This is a genomic window from Arenibaculum pallidiluteum, from assembly GCF_017355985.1.
Taxonomy (GTDB): Bacteria; Pseudomonadota; Alphaproteobacteria; order Azospirillales; family Azospirillaceae; genus Arenibaculum; species Arenibaculum pallidiluteum.
The window spans coordinates 551,466-567,568 of record NZ_JAFIQU010000003.1 but is presented as its reverse complement, the minus strand read 5'-3'; the positions used below and the strand labels follow the sequence as shown (position 1 = coordinate 567,568).

Below are 16,103 nucleotides of genomic sequence, written 5' to 3'. Positions count from 1 at the left end.
CGAGGAGAACGTCACCATGCCCTACGCCAATGCCGACGCGCTGGTGAGCACCGAATGGCTGGCGGCGCATCTCGACGATCCCTCGGTCCGGATCGTCGACGGTACCTACACGCTGCCCGCCATGAAGCGCGATCCCCGCGCCGAGTTCGAGGCGCGACACATCCCTGGCGCCGTCTTCTTCGACATCGACGCCATCAGCGATCGCTCGAATCCCCTGCCCCACATGCTGCCATCGCCCGAGGGCTTCGCCGCGAGCGTCGGCGCGCTGGGGCTCGGCGACGGCGTGCGCGTCGTCGTCTACGACAGCCACGGCATGATGTCGGCGGCGCGGGTTTGGTGGAGCCTGCGGGTCTTCGGCCATCACGACGTGGCGGTCCTGGATGGCGGGCTGCCGAAATGGCTCGCCGAGGGCCGGCCGACGGAAGCGGGCCCCGCGCAACCGCGGGAGCGTGGCTTCACGGCCCGGTTCGAGCCGGCCAGGGTTCGCAGCGCGGCGCAGCTCCTCGCCAATATCGAAACCAGGCGCGAGCAGGTCGTGGACGCGCGTGCGTCCGGACGCTTCACCGGGGAGGAGCCGGAGATTTGGCCGGGACGGCGGCCCGGCCATATCCCCGGGGCACTGAGCCTGCCCTATACCGAGCTGCTCGACCCCGTCACCAAGACCTTCCTTCCTGCGGAGGCGCTGCGCGCCCGCGTGGAGGCCGCCGGCATCGATCCCGCGCGCCCGGTGGTGGCATCCTGCGGCAGCGGTGTGACGGCGGCCGTCGTGGCTCTGGCGCTGCATCTCCTCGGCCGCGAGGATGTGGCGGTCTACGACGGCTCCTGGGCGGAATGGGGCCTTCGGGAGGACCTACCGGTCGAGACCGGCCCGGCCCGCACGTGATGCAGCCGCCCGACCTCCGCATCGTGCGCGACGCCCCCACGGGGCAGCTCCGCAAGGTCGTCACCTTCCTGGAGATGGCCGCGAAGCCGGATCGCGTCCGTCCGCTCCGGCCGCCGGCGGAGCGGCTGGCGCTGCTGCGGGCCGAGCGCCCCACCGTGTCATTCTACCGCTACCTCTACGACACCGTCGGCGAGAGATGGCTCTGGGCGGACCGCCGGCGCATGGATGCGGCCGCCGTGGCCGCGACGGTGCAGGATCCCCGCGTCGAGGTCTACGTGCTCTACAAGGCGGGCGTTCCCGCGGGCTTCGCGGAGCTCGACCGGCGCGGCGCCGCAGTCGATCTCGCCTATTTCGGGCTGATCCCCGACTTCATCGGGCAGAAGCTGGGGCCCTGGTTCCTGGACTGGGCGGTGGACGCCGCCTGGGCCGGCCAGTGCACGCGCCTGACCGTGAACACGTGCAGCTTCGATCATCCGAAGGCGCTGACGATGTACCAGCGCGCCGGCTTCATGCCGGTCCGCCAGGTCACCGAGTTCGTCGAGGATCCGCGCCTGACGGGCCAAATGCCGCGGAGCGCCGCGCCCCAGATCGCCTTGGCGCGGACGGAGCCCTGAGGGCTCCGCCCGCGTCTTCGGGGCTCAGTGGCCGAGGATCTGCGACAGGAACAGCCGGGTCCGTTCCGAGCGCGGGTTCGCGAAGAACTCCTGCGGCGGCGCCTGCTCGACGATCTCGCCGCGGTCCATGAAGATCACCCGGTCCGCCACCTGGCGCGCAAAGCCCATCTCGTGCGTCACGCACAGCATGGTCATGCCCTCCTGGGCGAGCGACACCATGGTGTCGAGCACCTCCTTCACCATCTCGGGGTCGAGCGCGGAGGTGGGCTCGTCGAACAGCATGATCTTCGGGCTCATGCACAGCGAGCGCGCGATCGCGACGCGCTGCTGCTGCCCGCCCGAGAGCTGGCCCGGATACTTGTTGGCCTGCTCGGGGATGCGCACGCGCTCCAGGTAGCGCATGGCGACGCGCTCGGCCTCGGCCTTGGGCATCTTCTTCACCCAGATCGGCGCGAGGGTGCAGTTCTCAAGCACGGTCAGGTGCGGGAACAGGTTGAATGACTGGAACACCATGCCGACGTCGCGGCGCACCGCGTCGATGTCCTTCAGGTTCGAGGTCAGCTCGACCCCGTCCACGACGATCCGGCCCTGCTGGTGCTCCTCGAGGCGGTTGATGCAGCGGATCATGGTCGACTTGCCGGAACCCGAGGGGCCGCAGATCACGATCCGCTCGCCGCGATGGACCGTCAGGTCGATGTTCCGCAGGACGTGGAACTCGCCGTACCACTTGTTCACGCCCCGCAGCTCGATGGCCACCTGGGTGTCCGGGGCCTGGTGCTGAACGCCCGTCATCTGTTCGTCTCCCTCAGCGCCGGCGCGAGCGGTTCAGCTCGACCTCGAGGCGCTGGCTGTAGCGCGACATGAAGAAGCAGAAGAAGAAGTAGATCAGCCCCGCGAACAGGTAGGCCTCCTTGTAGAAGCCGCGCCAGGCGGGGTCGGTCAGCGCCGCCTTGGCGGCGCTGAGCAGGTCGAAGAGGCCGATGATGATGACCAGCGAGGTGTCCTTCAGGAACGAGATGAAGGTGTTGACCATCGGCGGGATGACCAGGGCCAGCGCCTGCGGCAGGATGATCTTGCGCATCTTCTGCCAGTAGGACAGGCCCAGGCTGTCCGCGGCCTCGTACTGCCCCTTGGGGATCGCCTGCAGGCCGCCGCGCACGACCTCCGCCTGATAGGCGGCGGCGAACAGGATCAGGCCGATCTGCGCGCGCAGCAGCTTGTCGACGGTGACGCCCGCCGGCATGAACAGCGGAAACATCACCGAGGCCATGAACAGGATCGAGATCAGCGGCACGCCGCGCACGAGCTCGATGAATCCCACGCAGATGGCCTTGACCGCCGGCAGGTCGGAGCGCCGGCCGAGGGCCAGCAGCACCGCCAGCGGGAAGGCCGCGCCCAGCCCGATCACTGTCAGCAGCAACGTCAGCGGCAGCCCGCCCCAGAGCTCGTTCGAGACATAGGTCATGCCGAGGAAGCCGCCCCAGAGCAGCGCCAGCACGACTGCCGTCCCGCCGAGCCAGACCAGGCCAAGCCACGGCCGCCACGCCCCGCGCCAGGTCGAGAACAGCATCATGCCGATGATGAGCGCCACCGCGAGGGACGGGCGCCACTGCTCGTCCGCGGGATAGGTGCCGAAGATGATGAAGCGCCACTTCTCGGCGACGAAGGCCCAGCAGGCCCCGCCGGCGCCGCGGCATTCCTGCGACGACGCCACGTTCACCAGCGACGAGGTGACGAGCCAGTCGAAGAGCGGCGGGACCACGCGCCAGAGACCCCACAGGATCAGCAGCGTCAGGAGCGTGTTGCCCCAGGACGAGAAGAGGTTGGTGCGCAGCCAGCCCAGCGGGCCGACGGCGAGCGCGGGTGGGCGGGCGACGGGAGTCGCGCCGGGGGCGGTACCGGTCTCAGCCATGGCTCAGCGCTCCACCAATGCGATGCGCTTGTTGTACCAGTTCATGAAGATCGAGATGCCCAGGCTGATCGTCAGGAAGCAGGCCATGATCAGGGCGACGCCCTCGATGGCCTGACCCGTCTGGTTGATCGAAGTGTTCAGCACCGAGACGAGATCGGCATAACCGATCGCAACGGCCAGCGATGAGTTCTTCGTCAGGTTCAGGTACTGCGAGGTCAGCGGCGGAATGATCACGCGCAGGGCCTGGGGCAGCACCACCAGACGCAGGGTCAGTCCGGGACGCAGTCCGAGCGCCGATGCGGCCTCGGTCTGGCCCCAGCTCACCGCCTGGATTCCCGAGCGCACGATCTCTGCGATAAAGGCCGCCGTATAGGTCGTCAGCCCGATCAGCATGGCCGCGAACTCGGGGGTCAGCGTGGCGCCGCCCACGAAGTTGAAGCCCTGGAGCCGCGGCACGTCGAAGACCAGCGGCGCGCCGAAGCCGCCCCAGGTCAGCAAGGGCAGGCCGATGACCAGGCCCGCCGTGATGATGCCGACGGGCAGGCGCCGTCCCGTGCGTGCCTGCAGCGCCGCCGAACGCCGCTGGACGATCCAGCTGATCACCAGCGCCAGCAGGAAGGCCAGCAACGCCGCGTCCCAGGCCGGGTGGTCCGAAGGGGTCGGGATCTTGAAGCCCCGGTTCGACAGGAACACGCCTTCGACCGGCTGCAGCGCCTGGCGCGGCCCCGGGAGGCTTTCGGTGATCACCGCGTACCACAGGAAGAGCTGCAGCAGCAGCGGCACGTTCCTGAGCGCTTCCACGTAGACCAACGCCAGCTTCCTGACCAGCCAGTTGCTGGAGAGCCGGGCGATGCCGACGATCGTGCCCAGCACGGTCGCGGCCACGATCCCCAGCAACGAGACCTTGATCGTGTTCAGGATGCCGACGAGGATCGCCCGGCCGTAGCTGTCTGCGGCCGAGTAGGAGATCATGTGCTCGCCGATGGCGAAACTGCTCTCCCGGCCGAGAAAGCCGAAGCCCGTCGCGATGTTCTGGCGCGCCAGGTTCGAGAGCGTGTTGTTGACGAGGTACCAGCCGACCAGGATCACGCCCCCGACCACGAGGACCTGATACAGGACGGAGCGGAACTTGGGGTCGCTAAGGAACGAGCCGCGCGCCCGCGGCGCCGGCACTTCTCGTCGGACGTCGATGGCCAAGTCTCTCTTCCTCCGGTGACCGACAGGAATTAGCGCTGGCTATGAAACGGAAGGGGCCGGCGGACTGGCCGCCGGCCCCTTCCTGCCGATCAGCGGACCGGCTGGCCGTACTGCAGGCCGCCCTTGGTCCACAGCGCGTTCAGGCCGCGCTCCAGGCGGAGCGGGGTCTGGGCGCCGACGTTGCGCTCGAAGACCTCGCCGTAGTTGCCGACGGCCTTGATCACGTTGTAGGCCCACTTGTTGTCGAGCCCGAGCGCCTTGCCCATCTCGCCCGTGACGCCGAGGATGCGCTGCACGGTCGGATCCGCGCTCGTCATCATCTGGTCGACGTTCGCCTGCGTGATGCCCTTCTCCTCGGCCTCGAGCATCGCGTAGTGGACCCAGGTCACGATGTCCTTCCACTGCGGATCGCCCTGACGGACCGCCGGGGCCAGGGGCTCCTTCGAGATCAGCTCGGGCAGGATCACGTGGTCCTCGGGCTTCGGCGCGACCGAGGCGCGAGTGCCGGCGAGGCCCGAAGCGTCCGTCGTGTAGACGTCGCAGCGGCCGGAGAAGTAGGCCGAGACGACCTCGTCCTGGCTCTCGATCACGACCGGCGTGAACTGCATGTTGTTCGCGCGGAAGAAGTCGGCGAGGTTCAGCTCGGTCGTGGTGCCGGGCTGCACGCAGACTGTGGCGCCGGCGAGCTGCTTGGCCGAGGTGACGTTGAGGGACTTCTGAACCATGAAGCCCTGGCCGTCATAGAAGTTCACCGGCGCGAACTCGAGACCCAGAGAGGTGTCGCGGGTGAGCGTCGCAGTGGTGTTACGGGCCAGGACGTCGACCTCGCCCGACTGCAGGGCGGTGAAACGCTGCTGGGCTGAAAGCGGGGTGAAGCGGACCTTGCTGGCGTCGCCGAGGACGGCGGCTGCGTAGGCGCGGCAATAGTCGACGTCGAGCCCCTTCCAGTTGCCGGCGCTGTCGGGGTTGCCGAAGCCCGCAAGGCCCGTGTTCGAGCCGCACTGGATGAAGCCCTTCTGCCGGATCGCGTCGACCGTCGGACCGGCCTGCGCCGCGCTGGCAACGCCAAGGCTCAGAAGGGCCGCACCGGCCAGCAGAATCTTCTTCGTCATTGAGACCATCCCTGTTTCGCCAAGTCGGTTGCGCCGCGGGCGGGGCCCGGGCGGTCCGCCTCCCTCGCACGACCCCGGGGGGTGTACCAAAATGGGGAAGCGTCGGGGCACTATGCCGCCTGACCATTGTATCCGCGACAATTATTTGACCTTCGCGGCCACCGCCGCCGGGCCCCGGGACAAATCCGGTTGGTCGGTCCGGATGTGCCTGCCAATATGCCCGCCAACGTAGCCGAACAGCCAAAAAAGCAGCAGATATGAGCCGAGATGATTGGGCCGAGCCGACCGTACTCTGCCATGCCGGACTGGATCCGGCGGCGAATCACGGAATCGTCAATCCCCCCGTCTACCACGCCTCCACGGTCCTCTTCCCGACGGTCGAGGCGCTCGAGAAGGCCGAACAGGGCCTGTTCGACGTCTGCCGCTACGGCCGCGTCGGCACCCCGACGTCCTGGGCGTTCGAGCGGGCCGTCGCGGCCATCGAGGGCGGAAGCCACGCGATCTCTGTTCCGTCGGGGCTCGCGGCCATCACGACCGCGCTGACCGCCTTCACCAAGGCGGGCGACCACGTGCTGATCACCGACAGCGCCTACGGCCCCACGCGCAAGTTCTGCGATGCGGTGCTGACCAAATTCGGCGTCGAGGTCGAGTACTACGACCCGCTGATCGGCGCGGGAATCGAGGCGCTGCTGAGGGACAACACCCGCATCGTCTACCTGGAGGCGCCGGGCTCGCTGACATTCGAGGTCCAGGACGTGCCGGCCATCGCCGCGGCGGCGCGGCGGCGCGGCGCCAAGGTGATGATCGACAACACCTGGGCGACGCCGCTCTTCTTCAAGCCCTTCGAGCATGGCTGCGACGTCAGCATCCATGCGGGGACCAAGTACATGGTCGGCCATTCGGACGCGATGCTGGGCGTCATCGTGTGCCGGGACGTCGAGACTGCCGAGCCCGTGAAGCGCACCGCGATCATGCTGGGATCCGCCGCGGGGCCGGACGACCTGTTCCTCGGCCTGCGGGGACTGCGCACCATGGGCGTGCGCCTGGCCCGACACCAGGAGACGGCACTGCGCCTCGCGCAGTGGCTCCAGGGCAGGCCCGAGGTCGCGCGGGTGCTGTACCCGGCCCTTCCCGACGACCCCGGCCATGCGCTGTGGCGCCGCGACTTCACGGGCGCATCGGGCCTCTTCGGCTTCGTGCTGCACGAGACGTCCAAGACGCGGGTCGCAGCGATGCTCGACGGCATGGAGCTCTTCGGAATGGGGTTCAGCTGGGGCGGCTACGAGAGCCTGATCCTGCCCGCCAGGCTCGCCGGGCTGCGCACGGCGCGGCGCTGGACCGAGCCGGGGACGCTGATCCGCGTCCATGCCGGGCTCGAGGATTTCGACGACCTGCGCGGCGATCTCGAGCGTGGGCTCGCGAGGCTTGGAACATGACGGCGCCGAAGAGCCGGCACCCCCTGCTGGACCTCGTCCGCTTCGATGCAGACGGGCTCGTTCCCGCGATCGCCCAGCAGCACGACACGGGCGAGGTGCTGATGATGGCCTGGATGAACCGGGATGCCCTCGCGGAGACGCTGGAGACGGGGCGCGTCTGCTACTGGTCGCGCTCGCGCCGGGCGCTGTGGCGCAAGGGCGAGACATCGGGCCAGGTGCAGCATCTGAGGGAACTACGCATCGACTGCGACGGCGATGCGGTGCTGGCGGTCGTGGACCAGGTCGGAGTTGCCTGCCACACCGGACGGCGGAGCTGCTTCTATCGCCGCGCGGGGCAGGATGACGTGGAGACGGTCCTTCCCGTCGAGATCCAGCCCGAGGCGCTCTACGGTAGGCCGGAATAGCCACGTACAGAATGGCCGGCGGCGTCGAGCGCCGCCGGCCAAGGTGCGATGAGTAGAGGATGCGAACGGACTTGCCGCCACGGGCCCATGCCCGCATTGGCGGCACGGTCCTCAACAGGGTCTCCGGGCATTTCTCCCCGTGCGCGGACCAGATCCCCGTTTTGTCACAAGCCGCCCCGCAAACGGCTGCAGCCCAGGCGCTAGGGATCCCGCCGACGGCGGTCGAGCAGCTTCAGGACCGCGCCGATGACGGCGATCGGCACCACGACCGTGGCGCCCAGCAGGATGTAGGGAATGGCCCAGGAACCCAGGGAGAGCGCCAGCCTGGCGACGTCACGGACCGCATCCAGGCTTCCCGTCAGCAGGCTGCGCGGGTCGATGGCGAACCATGACAGCAGGAAGCCCACGACGAGGCAGAGGAAGAGGATCCGGAGAAGTGCCGCCATCGATCATGCCCGCATGGTTGCTGACGCAGTGCCGGAATTCTGCCGCGCTTTCCCTGTTGCAAGGAAGCCTCGGGCAGCGAAAAGTTCCCAGACGTTCGAAACGGATTAACAACCGTCATTGTTTGATGGGTACCGGCGGAACCGGAGAGATTTCGAATGAGTCGAGACACCGACCATTGGGCCGTGGCCTCCCTCCTCGCAGCCCGGTTCGGCAACGAAGCCGTTGCAGAGGCGCGCAACCGCGCCGTCACAGCTTCCGATTCCGGTGATCGCGACGCAGCAGACATCTGGCGTGAAGTCGAGATGACGCTCGCGGAGCGCCCGCAGCAGGAGGTCTGAACCCGTGCGGACGCGAGCCTCCATGACGGTGCGGCGCCTGTCCGTTGTCGCCATGCTTATCGGCCTTGGCGCCTGCAGCAGCCCCTATGACCAGGTGGCGACCTGCGCCGACATGACGACGGCCGTATGGCCCTGGCGCCCCGTCGCGGCGCCGCAGGTCACGCGCGTGCCGCCGGTCGAGCCGGTGACGAGCCCCTACCCCGCTCATGCCGTGCAACTCACCGACCCCGCCGAGACCGGCGGCTCGCCCGCTGCAGGCAGTCCGGTCTTCGAGTGTCGCTATCAGGGGCCGTTCCTCGTGCGGGCCGGCTGGACGCGGGATCCCCTGCCCGCACGCTGATCCCGCGGCTCCGGATCTCGTGCGCCTTCACCCGGCGCCCGGCACCTCTGCCGTTTTCCCGGCACGTCGCATCCTGAGCAGCACCGCGGCTCCGGTGCCGGCGGCGAGGCACAGCGCCGCCATTGCCAGGAACGCCCGTCCGCCCGCAACCTCGTACAGCGGGCCGGACGCCGCCAGCAGGCTTCCGAAGCCCACGCCGAGGGCAACTCCGGAATAGAGCGTCTGGCCCGTCGCCGCATGGCTGCGCGGGACCGCCTCTTGAAGGAACCGCATCGCGCCGAGATGCGCGGCCCCGAAGGTCAACCCGTGGAGCGCCTGCGCCGCCGCGATAGCGGGCAGGCTTTCGGCCCAGGCCAAAGCCGTCCAGCGCACGATTCCGGCTGCCGCCGCCGCCATCAGGAGCCCCTCCGGACCGAGCCGATCCGCAAGGCGCCGTCCGAACGCGAAGAGCGCGATCTCCACCAGCACGCCCTCGACCCAGAGCAGGCCGACCACCTCGGAGGACAGGCCGAGCGAGCGCCAGTGGATGGTGCCGAAGGCATAGAGAACCGCATGGCTTGGCTGGAGCACGGCGGCGGTGACCAGGAAGACAAGAAAGGTGGGCCGCCGCAGCAGCGGAGCCAGCGACACGCGCTCCGCCCTTGCCGCGGGTGCCGGCGCCTCGGGCAGCAGCAGGCAGGTCAGCAGCGCCAGGCCCAGACCGGCCAGCAGAAGGTGCAGGATCGCCTCGCTGCCGCTGCCGGCCAGAAGCGGGCCGGCCGACATGGTCGTGACAACGAACCCGATGGACCCCCACACCCGCAGCCGCCCGTAGTCGAAGCCCCTCGCCCTCGTCGCCAGCAGCGCCAGGCTGTCGCCGAGCGGCACGAGGGCCGAGAAGGCGCCGGTCCACAGGGCGGAGACCACCAGAAGCACCGGCAGTCCCCGGTCGACCAGGAACAGCGACGCGCCGGCCAGGGCCGCCACGGCAAGCACGACCATGGCGCGCCGCCGGGAGCCGGTCCGGTCCGCCACCAGCCCGGCAAGGGGGTCCGCCACCGGCTTCGTCCAGTAGGCCAGCGACACGATCAGACCGACCTCGGCAGGCTCGAGTCCCTGTGCCGTCAGCCAGACCGGCCAATAGGGGAGCTGGACGGCGATGACCGAGAAGACGGCCGCGAAGAAGGCAGAAAGACGGATACGGTCAAGCATGACGGTCCCTGGGGCGCGGTGCCGACCATAGTGCGGAACGCCCCTCCGCGCACCTCCCGGACCGAAATCATCGCCATGCGGCGAAAGCGCTGCCGGCCTGGTGTCCGCGACGTCAGGAACCCATCCGGCATCCTGCCGTTTGCCGAGGATGGAGAACCTGCTGATCCAGCTGCTCCCGCCGAAGCCATCTTCGCTTGCCGTCCGCTACGGTGTCACGACGGCGCTTGTCGGCCTGACAGCCCTGCTCCGCCATGCGCTGGACGAAACGCTGCAGGGCTACCCGTTCCTGCTGTTCTTCCCAGCGATCTTCCTGACATCCCTGCTCTTCGACCGGGCGTCCGGCTTCCTCGCAGTCGCCGAGAGCGCCCTCATCGCCCTGTGGATCTGGATCGCTCCAAAGGGCTCGCTGATCCCCGAGGAGCCGCGGGACTGGTTCCCCTTGATCCTCTTCGTCTGCATCGGCAGCGGGATCGCCGCGCTGACGGAGGCCCTGCGCACGGCGCTGGAGAAGGTGGCGGCAGACGGGCGCGAGCGCGAGGAGCTGCTCCGCGGCTACGGCGAGCTGCTGCAGGAGCGGGAAATCATGATCCGCGAGCTCGGACACCGGGTGCGCAACGATCTGCACGCGATGCTCGCGCTGCTGAGCCTGGCCGAGCGGCAGGATCGGGAGGGCTTCGTCGAGATGTCGCGCCAGCTCCGCCAGCGCATCTCGGTCATCAGCCGGGTCTACGACCGGCTCGTGCTGCGCGAGCGCGAGGCGGCCGTGTGGTCCAAGGAGTTCATCGAAGGGCTGGTCGAGGATCTCCGGCAATCCATGGTCGGCCTCCGGCCGGTCGTGGTCCTCGCCTCGGCGGACGATGTCAGCCTCGCGATGCGCTGCGCCACCGCGATCGGCCTGATCGTAAACGAGCTCGTCACGAACGCGTTCAAATACGCGTTTCCCGACGGGCGCCAGGGAAGAATCGCGGTAACGTTCTTCATGGTCGACGGGATGCCGACGCTTGTGGTCGAGGACGACGGCGTCGGGATGAATCCTGACGCGGCGCCCAAGGGAACCGGCCTCGGCACGCAGCTCGTCCGGCAGCTCGCGGCCCAGAACCAGGGCACGCTGCAGATCGAGGATGTCCCGGGCGGCGGCCTGCGCGTCAGGGTCCGGTTCCCGCCGACCTGCCTCGCCGTGCAAAGCTCCGACGCCCCGTGACTCCGCCGCTGGCCCGCCTGCTGTCAGAGATCGCCGCGCCGCGCCGCCGCCTCGCTCAGCGCCAGCAGGGCGGGGTCCCTCCAATGGCGGATCAGGGCCATCTCGGCCTTGGCGGCTTCGACCGAGACGCGGATCAGGTCCGCCTCGATGGGGTGCAGCGGCGCGGGCAAGCCGAGCCGGTCGGTCGCGACGCGCACGAATCCCGGGCCGGGCGGTTCCAGCCACCGCGCCGTCGACGAGCCCATCCCGCGGGCAAGCTCCTCAATGCGCTGCAGGTGGCCGAAGCGGGCCAGCGTGTCCTGATGCCCGTCGGGTGCGAGAGCGCGCTTGAAGGCGGCGGCGAGCGTCGCCTCGACATCGCTGCGGAAGGCCGTGTGGGCGCTGCCCCAGAAGATCTGGTCCGAGAGGCTCGAGCGCCAGTCGTTGAGCATGCCCAGCACCGAGACGACCGCCGCATGGTCCGGAGCCGGGTGTGCGCGGGAGCAGGCTTCCACCCGGTCCATCAGCACCCGGTAGGGCCCCTTCTCGACGCGCCCCATCATGCTGGCCAGGGCGTCGCGGCACTGCGCGCCGACGCGCGGGTTCTTCAGAAGGTCCAGATCCGCCGCGGCGCCCATCGCGTCGGAGAAACGCATCAGGGCCTTTCGCAGGTCGCGGCCGCGCTCCTCGGACCAGGCGAGCGGTCCCGAACCGACGCTGCCGCCGACCGTCGCGAGGCGGTCGCCGAGCATCTCCGCCGCGACGGTGAGGTGCCGGGCCAGCCCGGCTAGAACCACGCCCACGACGGCGCCGTCGCTCACCAGCGCCAGGAAGCTGCAGGCGTCGCGGAACTCCGCCTGGATGTTCATCATGGTGAGCGGAACCAGCGCCGCGAGCACGGGGCTGCGTTCCGTCTCGACGACGATTGCTGCCAGGGACTGCGAGGCGGTCGGCGCCGCCGTGCCCTTGCGCACGGCCGTGACCACCGGCAGGGCGATGTCCCGGAGCGCCAGAAGATCGCGCAGGAACAGCAGGTCGGCCCTCGACCACGGCCGTGGCCTTGCGGAGATGCCGCGCCGGCGGGATTCGGCGGAACGGACGGCCTCGACCCGCTCCAACGCACCCTTGGGCCGGCCTGCGATCAGCTCGTCGAGTGCTGCGACGCAGGCGCTGCAGAGCTCGTCCGCCATGCCGACGGCCGTGTCGCGGGTCAGGATCTCGGAAAGTGGCGCTCTGGCCGCCTCGGAGGAGAGGACGTCCTGAATGCGGGTCACGACCGCAGGGCGCGTCTCGGCGGTCAGGGACCACAGGGCTGCGGCGTCAGCCCGCGTCACGAGACCGGGCGCGTCGCTGCCGAGCTCCTGCGCCCGCGAATCCGTGGCCAGCACCGGCGCCAGGACGTCGGTGAACAGGCGCCGGGCGTGCTGCGTGCGCTTGGTGTTGGCGGCACGCGACAGGGCGGCGCGCAGGGCGGCCTCGCGCTCCGGACGGGTGACCTCCAGGCCTGCGAGCCGTTCGAGGACTGCGCGGGCCCGTTCCGGGGAAAGGCCCTGCACGAGCCGTTCGATCTCGTCGTTCTTCATGCCATGCTTCCGGTCGGTGCCGCTGTCCCCAGGGCGGAGCGGCGCATCAAACGCGCACCGGATCGACCACGACGTCCACGCCTCTCCCGCCAGCCTCAGAGCGTTCGGCCCCGCGGCCGGGCAAAAGGAGATTCGAAAGCACTAGTTTTGAACGCATCGCGGCCTGGCCGGAGGGATGAGCCCTACCACCATAGCGGATAAGGGGCAATGCGTGGCGTGACAACGCGTCCCGCCGTTGCTGCCCGCGGCGTGCCATGCAGGAGATTGCCGCCTATACTTCGCGGCAATCACCAAACGTCGGGGTCAGCACGTCAGGGGGATGACCATGCTCGCTCAGATCGATGCCGGCCGCCTCCGCGTGGCCTATGTGGAGACCGGCGAGTCAGGGGGCTGGCCGGTCGTACTTCTGCACGGCTTCCCCTACGACATCCATGCATACGATTCGGTGGCGCCGCGACTGGCGGCCCGGGGCGCGCGGGTGATCGTCCCCTATCTCCGCGGCTTCGGACCGACCCGGTTCCGCTCCGAGGCGACGCCCCGCTCGGGACAGCAGGCGGCGCTCGGCCAGGACCTCCTGGACCTTCTCGACGCCCTGGCGATCCCTGCGGCCGTCCTGGCGGGCTACGACTGGGGCGGGCGGGCCGCCTGCGTCGTCGCGGCACTGTGGCCCGAGCGGGTCGGGGGCCTCGTCTCGCTGAACGGCTACAACATCCAGGACATCGCGCGTTCGGGCGAGCCGCACTCTCCTGAGAACGAGCACCGCCTGTGGTACCAATACTATTTCCACGGCGAGCGCGGCCGCGCCGGCCTCGCCCGCGACAGGCGGGCGCTGTGCCGCCTGCTCTGGCGCCAGTGGTCGCCGAAATGGACGTTCGACGACGCGACCTTCGCCGCGACGGCCCCGTCCTTCGACAACCCGGATTTCGTCGACGTCGTGATCCACTCCTACCGTCACCGCTTCGCGCTTGTTCCCGGCGACCCGGCGCTGGAGCCGCTGGAGGCGCGCCTCGCCGCGCAGCCGCCCATCACGGTCCCTGCGGTGACGCTTGACGGCGATGCGGACGGCGTGATGCCCATCGGCGGCACGGCGCACCATGCGCCGCGCTTTCATGCCCGGCACGAGCATCGCGTCATACCGGACGCCGGCCACAATCTCCCGCAGGAGGCGCCGGATGCCTTTGCCGACGCCGTGCTGACGGTCGCCGGCTGGACGGAGTGAGTGCGGGCCAGCCGCGGCAAGCTGGCTGGACGCGGAGGCGGGCACGCAAGCGCGGCGATCCCTCCAAGACTCGTCCGATGCGCCGCGCTAGGTTCCGCACCCGTATGCGGCGGGTGCTGCTTTCGTGCGGCATCCGGCCTTTCAGCTGCCAATGACGAGGGCCGGATGGCCGAACATGATCTAAGCGTTCCGCCCGGCTCCCGCCCCGCAGGCGGCCATGCCGGCCCCGTACGTCTGTCGCGAGGTCAGGAAACGGCCCGGCGCCAGGATCTGCTTCAACCCTCCGGCGGACCACCTTCGACCGCGCGACGAAGGGGCCCGACGCGGCCCGTGGCCTTGCTTTTCGGGGCCATGCTCATGTTCGCGGTGGTGCTGGGTCTCTTCTGGCTGGCCGAGGGCACCCTCGGGATCCCCCAGGCCGACGATCCCGGCTACCAGAGTGTCGTGGGGCGGACGGTGGCCGATGTCCTGGCCGCCAGTCCCGACGGCTCGCGCGCCTACATCCTCTGGTACAAGCTCCTGGCCCTCATCGACTCCGGCACCTCCGGCCTGACGGCGCTGAACGCGGTGCTGCTCGGCACCGCGCTGGCGGTTCTCGTGTTCCTGCATGTCTCGCAGGCATCGGGAAGCTGGTGGACGGGCCTTGCGATCGGCAGCGTCGTCGCCTGCTCGTACCTGAATCTCGGCGGCTGGCCCAAGGTCAGCCACTTCGCCTTGGCGATCGTGCTTCTGGGCCTGGTTCTCGGCGGAAGGATGGAGCGGCCTGCCGCACAGTTCGGCATCCTCGCCGCCGCACTGCTCGCAGGCTCCATGGCGAGGCCGGAGTTGCTCATCGGCTTCGCCATGGCGCTGGCGCTGTGCGTGGCATGGCCGGTGCTGGAGCGCCGAGACAGGAAGTTCGGCCTGATGGTGGCGGCGGCGCTGCTGGCCGCGGCCGGCCTCACGCACATCCTGATCGGCCTGCCGATGACCAGCTCCGGCGTGAGGACCGGCGTGGCGCTCAGCCAGCATTTCGCGCTGAACTGGGTCGGCTGGGAGGGAAGCCCGCGCGATCCCTGGCTGGAGCACGAGGCGATCTGGCGGGATGTCTTCGGCGGCGCCCGGGGCCTCCTGGAGGCGTGGGAGGCGCATCCTTCGGCGATGGCACGCCATCTCGGCGAAAATCTGGTCCGAACGCTCGCCATGCCGGTCGCTGCCGCATTCGCTCCCGCCGCGGCCCCGATCGAGGTGGCGCCCGTCCTGCTTTGGCGCCCCTGGCTCGCCGCCGGCTATATCCTGGGCGCGGCCTTCCTGGTGGTGAGCATCGCCGCGTACTGGAGCCGGGCGCTGTTGCAGGAGCGGGGGCGAACCATTCTCTGCGAGGCCCTGAAGCTCTCATGCGTCGTGCTGCCGGCGATGCTGTCGAGCATCCTGATCTATCCCCGCTACCACTACATGCTCGGCATCGCCCTGCCCCTGCTGATGATGGGCGGGCTGGGAATCGGCCTGCGGTGGGGCGGGCGCCGCTGGTTCGGTCCAGCCTCGGCGATTTGCATCCTCGCCCTTGTCGGCGTGTCCGTCGCGCTCGCGGCATGAAGCCGCCAGCCGGCCGCAGCGCACACCGGCACAGCAGTTGTTGGAACCGGCGGAAAGTGGCGCGCCCTGCAGGATTCGAACCTGCGACCGTCCGCTTAGAAGGCGGGTGCTCTATCCAGCTGAGCTAAGGGCGCGAAATCTGGCGCGACCGCTCAGCGGATGCGGTCGTGGCGGAAATTGTCGGCGTAGTTCTTGGGGCGAATGCGGCGCTGGTGCGGCTCATAGACGGTGTAGTTCCAGCCCTTGCGCTCCGCGAAGGCGATGGCCTCCTCGCGCGTATCGAAGCTGAGGCGCACCTGGTTCAGCGTGTCGCCGGAGCTGGTCCAGCCCATCAGCGGCTCGGGCCGGCGCGGCGTCTCGATCTCGTACTCCAGCATCCAGGCGCGCGTCTTTCCCCGGCCGGACTGGGTCGCCGTCTTGCTCGGCATGTAGATCCGGACATTCATCTGCGCGTCTCCAAACCGTCCCTGGCCAGAGCAGTGCTCAAAACCGTTCATCCCACCGCGGCCGGCTGGTCGGGGCGCCCGGATTCGAACCGGGGGCCTGCAGTACCCAAAACTGCCGCGCTACCAGGCTGCGCTACGCCCCGTGCCGCGCCGTTCCCATACAACACCGCCCATGGCGGCGCAAGCCGCGCACCCGCCGGGCCCACATCCGGGACGGTACCCGCCC

General features: G+C 69.4%; 17 protein-coding genes and 2 tRNA genes. 9 read left to right on the top strand and 10 right to left on the bottom strand.

All coding sequences use genetic code 11. The features are described 5' to 3' along the window. Window positions 1-16: 16 nt before the first annotated feature. Together sseA and JUB13_RS09860 are read left to right on the top strand one after the other, a co-directional pair. On the top strand, window positions 17-883 hold the full coding sequence (gene sseA / locus JUB13_RS09865) for a 3-mercaptopyruvate sulfurtransferase (protein ID WP_207478613.1): 867 nt from the start codon (window positions 17-19) through the stop codon (window positions 881-883). Beyond that, on the top strand, window positions 883-1,497 hold the full coding sequence (locus JUB13_RS09860; protein ID WP_211115504.1) for a GNAT family N-acetyltransferase: 615 nt from the start codon (window positions 883-885) through the stop codon (window positions 1,495-1,497). The genes sseA and JUB13_RS09860 overlap by 1 nt, the downstream gene beginning before the upstream one ends. 24 nt (window positions 1,498-1,521) lie before the next feature. Here the strand turns inward: JUB13_RS09860 and JUB13_RS09855 are convergent, their stop codons facing one another. The 4 genes from JUB13_RS09855 to JUB13_RS09840 form a co-directional block, all read right to left on the bottom strand. Beyond that, entirely contained in the window at window positions 1,522-2,289 is a 768-nt protein-coding gene (locus tag JUB13_RS09855; protein ID WP_207478612.1) for an amino acid ABC transporter ATP-binding protein, read from the bottom strand. Window positions 2,290-2,302: 13 nt separating this feature from the next. Beyond that, window positions 2,303-3,409, bottom strand: coding sequence for an amino acid ABC transporter permease (locus JUB13_RS09850; protein WP_207478611.1), 1,107 nt, complete (start codon window positions 3,407-3,409; stop codon window positions 2,303-2,305). Between the two features lie 3 nt (window positions 3,410-3,412). After that, entirely contained in the window at window positions 3,413-4,606 is a 1,194-nt protein-coding gene (locus JUB13_RS09845; protein WP_207478610.1) for an amino acid ABC transporter permease, read from the bottom strand. 89 nt (window positions 4,607-4,695) lie between these two features. Then, complete coding sequence (locus JUB13_RS09840) at window positions 4,696-5,718, bottom strand: amino acid ABC transporter substrate-binding protein (RefSeq protein WP_207478609.1); 1,023 nt, start codon at window positions 5,716-5,718, stop codon at window positions 4,696-4,698. A 257-nt stretch (window positions 5,719-5,975) separates the two neighbouring features. Here JUB13_RS09840 and metC point away from each other — a divergent pair, with 257 nt between their 5' ends. Beyond that, complete coding sequence (metC, locus tag JUB13_RS09835) at window positions 5,976-7,154, top strand: cystathionine beta-lyase (protein ID WP_207478608.1); 1,179 nt, start codon at window positions 5,976-5,978, stop codon at window positions 7,152-7,154. Then, a complete protein-coding gene (gene hisI / locus JUB13_RS09830; RefSeq protein WP_207478607.1) occupies window positions 7,151-7,558 on the top strand; it encodes a phosphoribosyl-AMP cyclohydrolase in 408 nt (135 codons plus the stop codon). Before metC ends, hisI begins: the two co-directional genes overlap by 4 nt. A gap of 200 nt (window positions 7,559-7,758) precedes the next feature. On the opposite strand, the gene JUB13_RS09825 is transcribed toward hisI, so the two are convergent. Next, complete coding sequence (locus JUB13_RS09825) at window positions 7,759-8,004, bottom strand: hypothetical protein (RefSeq protein WP_207478606.1); 246 nt, start codon at window positions 8,002-8,004, stop codon at window positions 7,759-7,761. A 156-nt stretch (window positions 8,005-8,160) separates the two neighbouring features. Between JUB13_RS09825 and JUB13_RS09820 the strand changes: the two genes are divergently transcribed. Together JUB13_RS09820 and JUB13_RS09815 are read left to right on the top strand one after the other, a co-directional pair. Next, window positions 8,161-8,343: a hypothetical protein gene (locus tag JUB13_RS09820; RefSeq protein WP_207478605.1), complete on the top strand. Its 183-nt coding sequence runs from the start codon at window positions 8,161-8,163 to the stop codon at window positions 8,341-8,343. Between the two features lie 4 nt (window positions 8,344-8,347). Further along, window positions 8,348-8,683, top strand: coding sequence for a hypothetical protein (locus JUB13_RS09815; RefSeq protein ID WP_207478604.1), 336 nt, complete (start codon window positions 8,348-8,350; stop codon window positions 8,681-8,683). Window positions 8,684-8,710: 27 nt separating this feature from the next. Here JUB13_RS09815 and JUB13_RS09810 read toward each other — a convergent pair whose 3' ends face one another. Then, window positions 8,711-9,874, bottom strand: coding sequence for an MFS transporter (locus JUB13_RS09810; protein WP_207478603.1), 1,164 nt, complete (start codon window positions 9,872-9,874; stop codon window positions 8,711-8,713). A gap of 148 nt (window positions 9,875-10,022) precedes the next feature. Here JUB13_RS09810 and JUB13_RS09805 point away from each other — a divergent pair, with 148 nt between their 5' ends. Then, window positions 10,023-11,075 carry a sensor histidine kinase gene (locus JUB13_RS09805; RefSeq protein WP_207478602.1) on the top strand — a complete coding sequence of 351 codons (1,053 nt, stop codon included), beginning with the start codon at window positions 10,023-10,025 and terminating at the stop codon, window positions 11,073-11,075. A 23-nt stretch (window positions 11,076-11,098) separates the two neighbouring features. Here JUB13_RS09805 and JUB13_RS09800 read toward each other — a convergent pair whose 3' ends face one another. Beyond that, window positions 11,099-12,637, bottom strand: a complete 1,539-nt coding sequence (locus JUB13_RS09800) for a hypothetical protein (protein ID WP_207478601.1) — start codon at window positions 12,635-12,637, stop codon at window positions 11,099-11,101. Window positions 12,638-12,962: 325 nt separating this feature from the next. On the opposite strand from JUB13_RS09800, the gene JUB13_RS09795 reads away from it, so the two are divergent. Both JUB13_RS09795 and JUB13_RS09790 read left to right on the top strand, forming a co-directional pair. Then, on the top strand, window positions 12,963-13,856 hold the full coding sequence (locus JUB13_RS09795; RefSeq protein ID WP_207478600.1) for an alpha/beta fold hydrolase: 894 nt from the start codon (window positions 12,963-12,965) through the stop codon (window positions 13,854-13,856). Window positions 13,857-14,186: 330 nt separating this feature from the next. Next, window positions 14,187-15,431, top strand: coding sequence for a hypothetical protein (locus JUB13_RS09790; protein WP_207478599.1), 1,245 nt, complete (start codon window positions 14,187-14,189; stop codon window positions 15,429-15,431). Window positions 15,432-15,488: 57 nt separating this feature from the next. On the opposite strand, the gene JUB13_RS09785 is transcribed toward JUB13_RS09790, so the two are convergent. The 3 genes from JUB13_RS09785 to JUB13_RS09775 all read right to left on the bottom strand — a co-directional run bounded on the left by JUB13_RS09785 (window position 15,489) and on the right by JUB13_RS09775 (window position 16,020). Beyond that, window positions 15,489-15,565 (bottom strand) — tRNA-Arg (locus tag JUB13_RS09785). An 18-nt stretch (window positions 15,566-15,583) separates the two neighbouring features. Continuing rightward, window positions 15,584-15,877 (bottom strand): ETC complex I subunit, encoded by a 294-nt coding sequence (locus tag JUB13_RS09780; RefSeq protein WP_207478598.1) that lies wholly within the window; start codon window positions 15,875-15,877, stop codon window positions 15,584-15,586. 66 nt (window positions 15,878-15,943) lie between these two features. Then, a tRNA-Pro gene (locus JUB13_RS09775) sits at window positions 15,944-16,020 on the bottom strand. Window positions 16,021-16,103 lie beyond the last annotated feature (83 nt).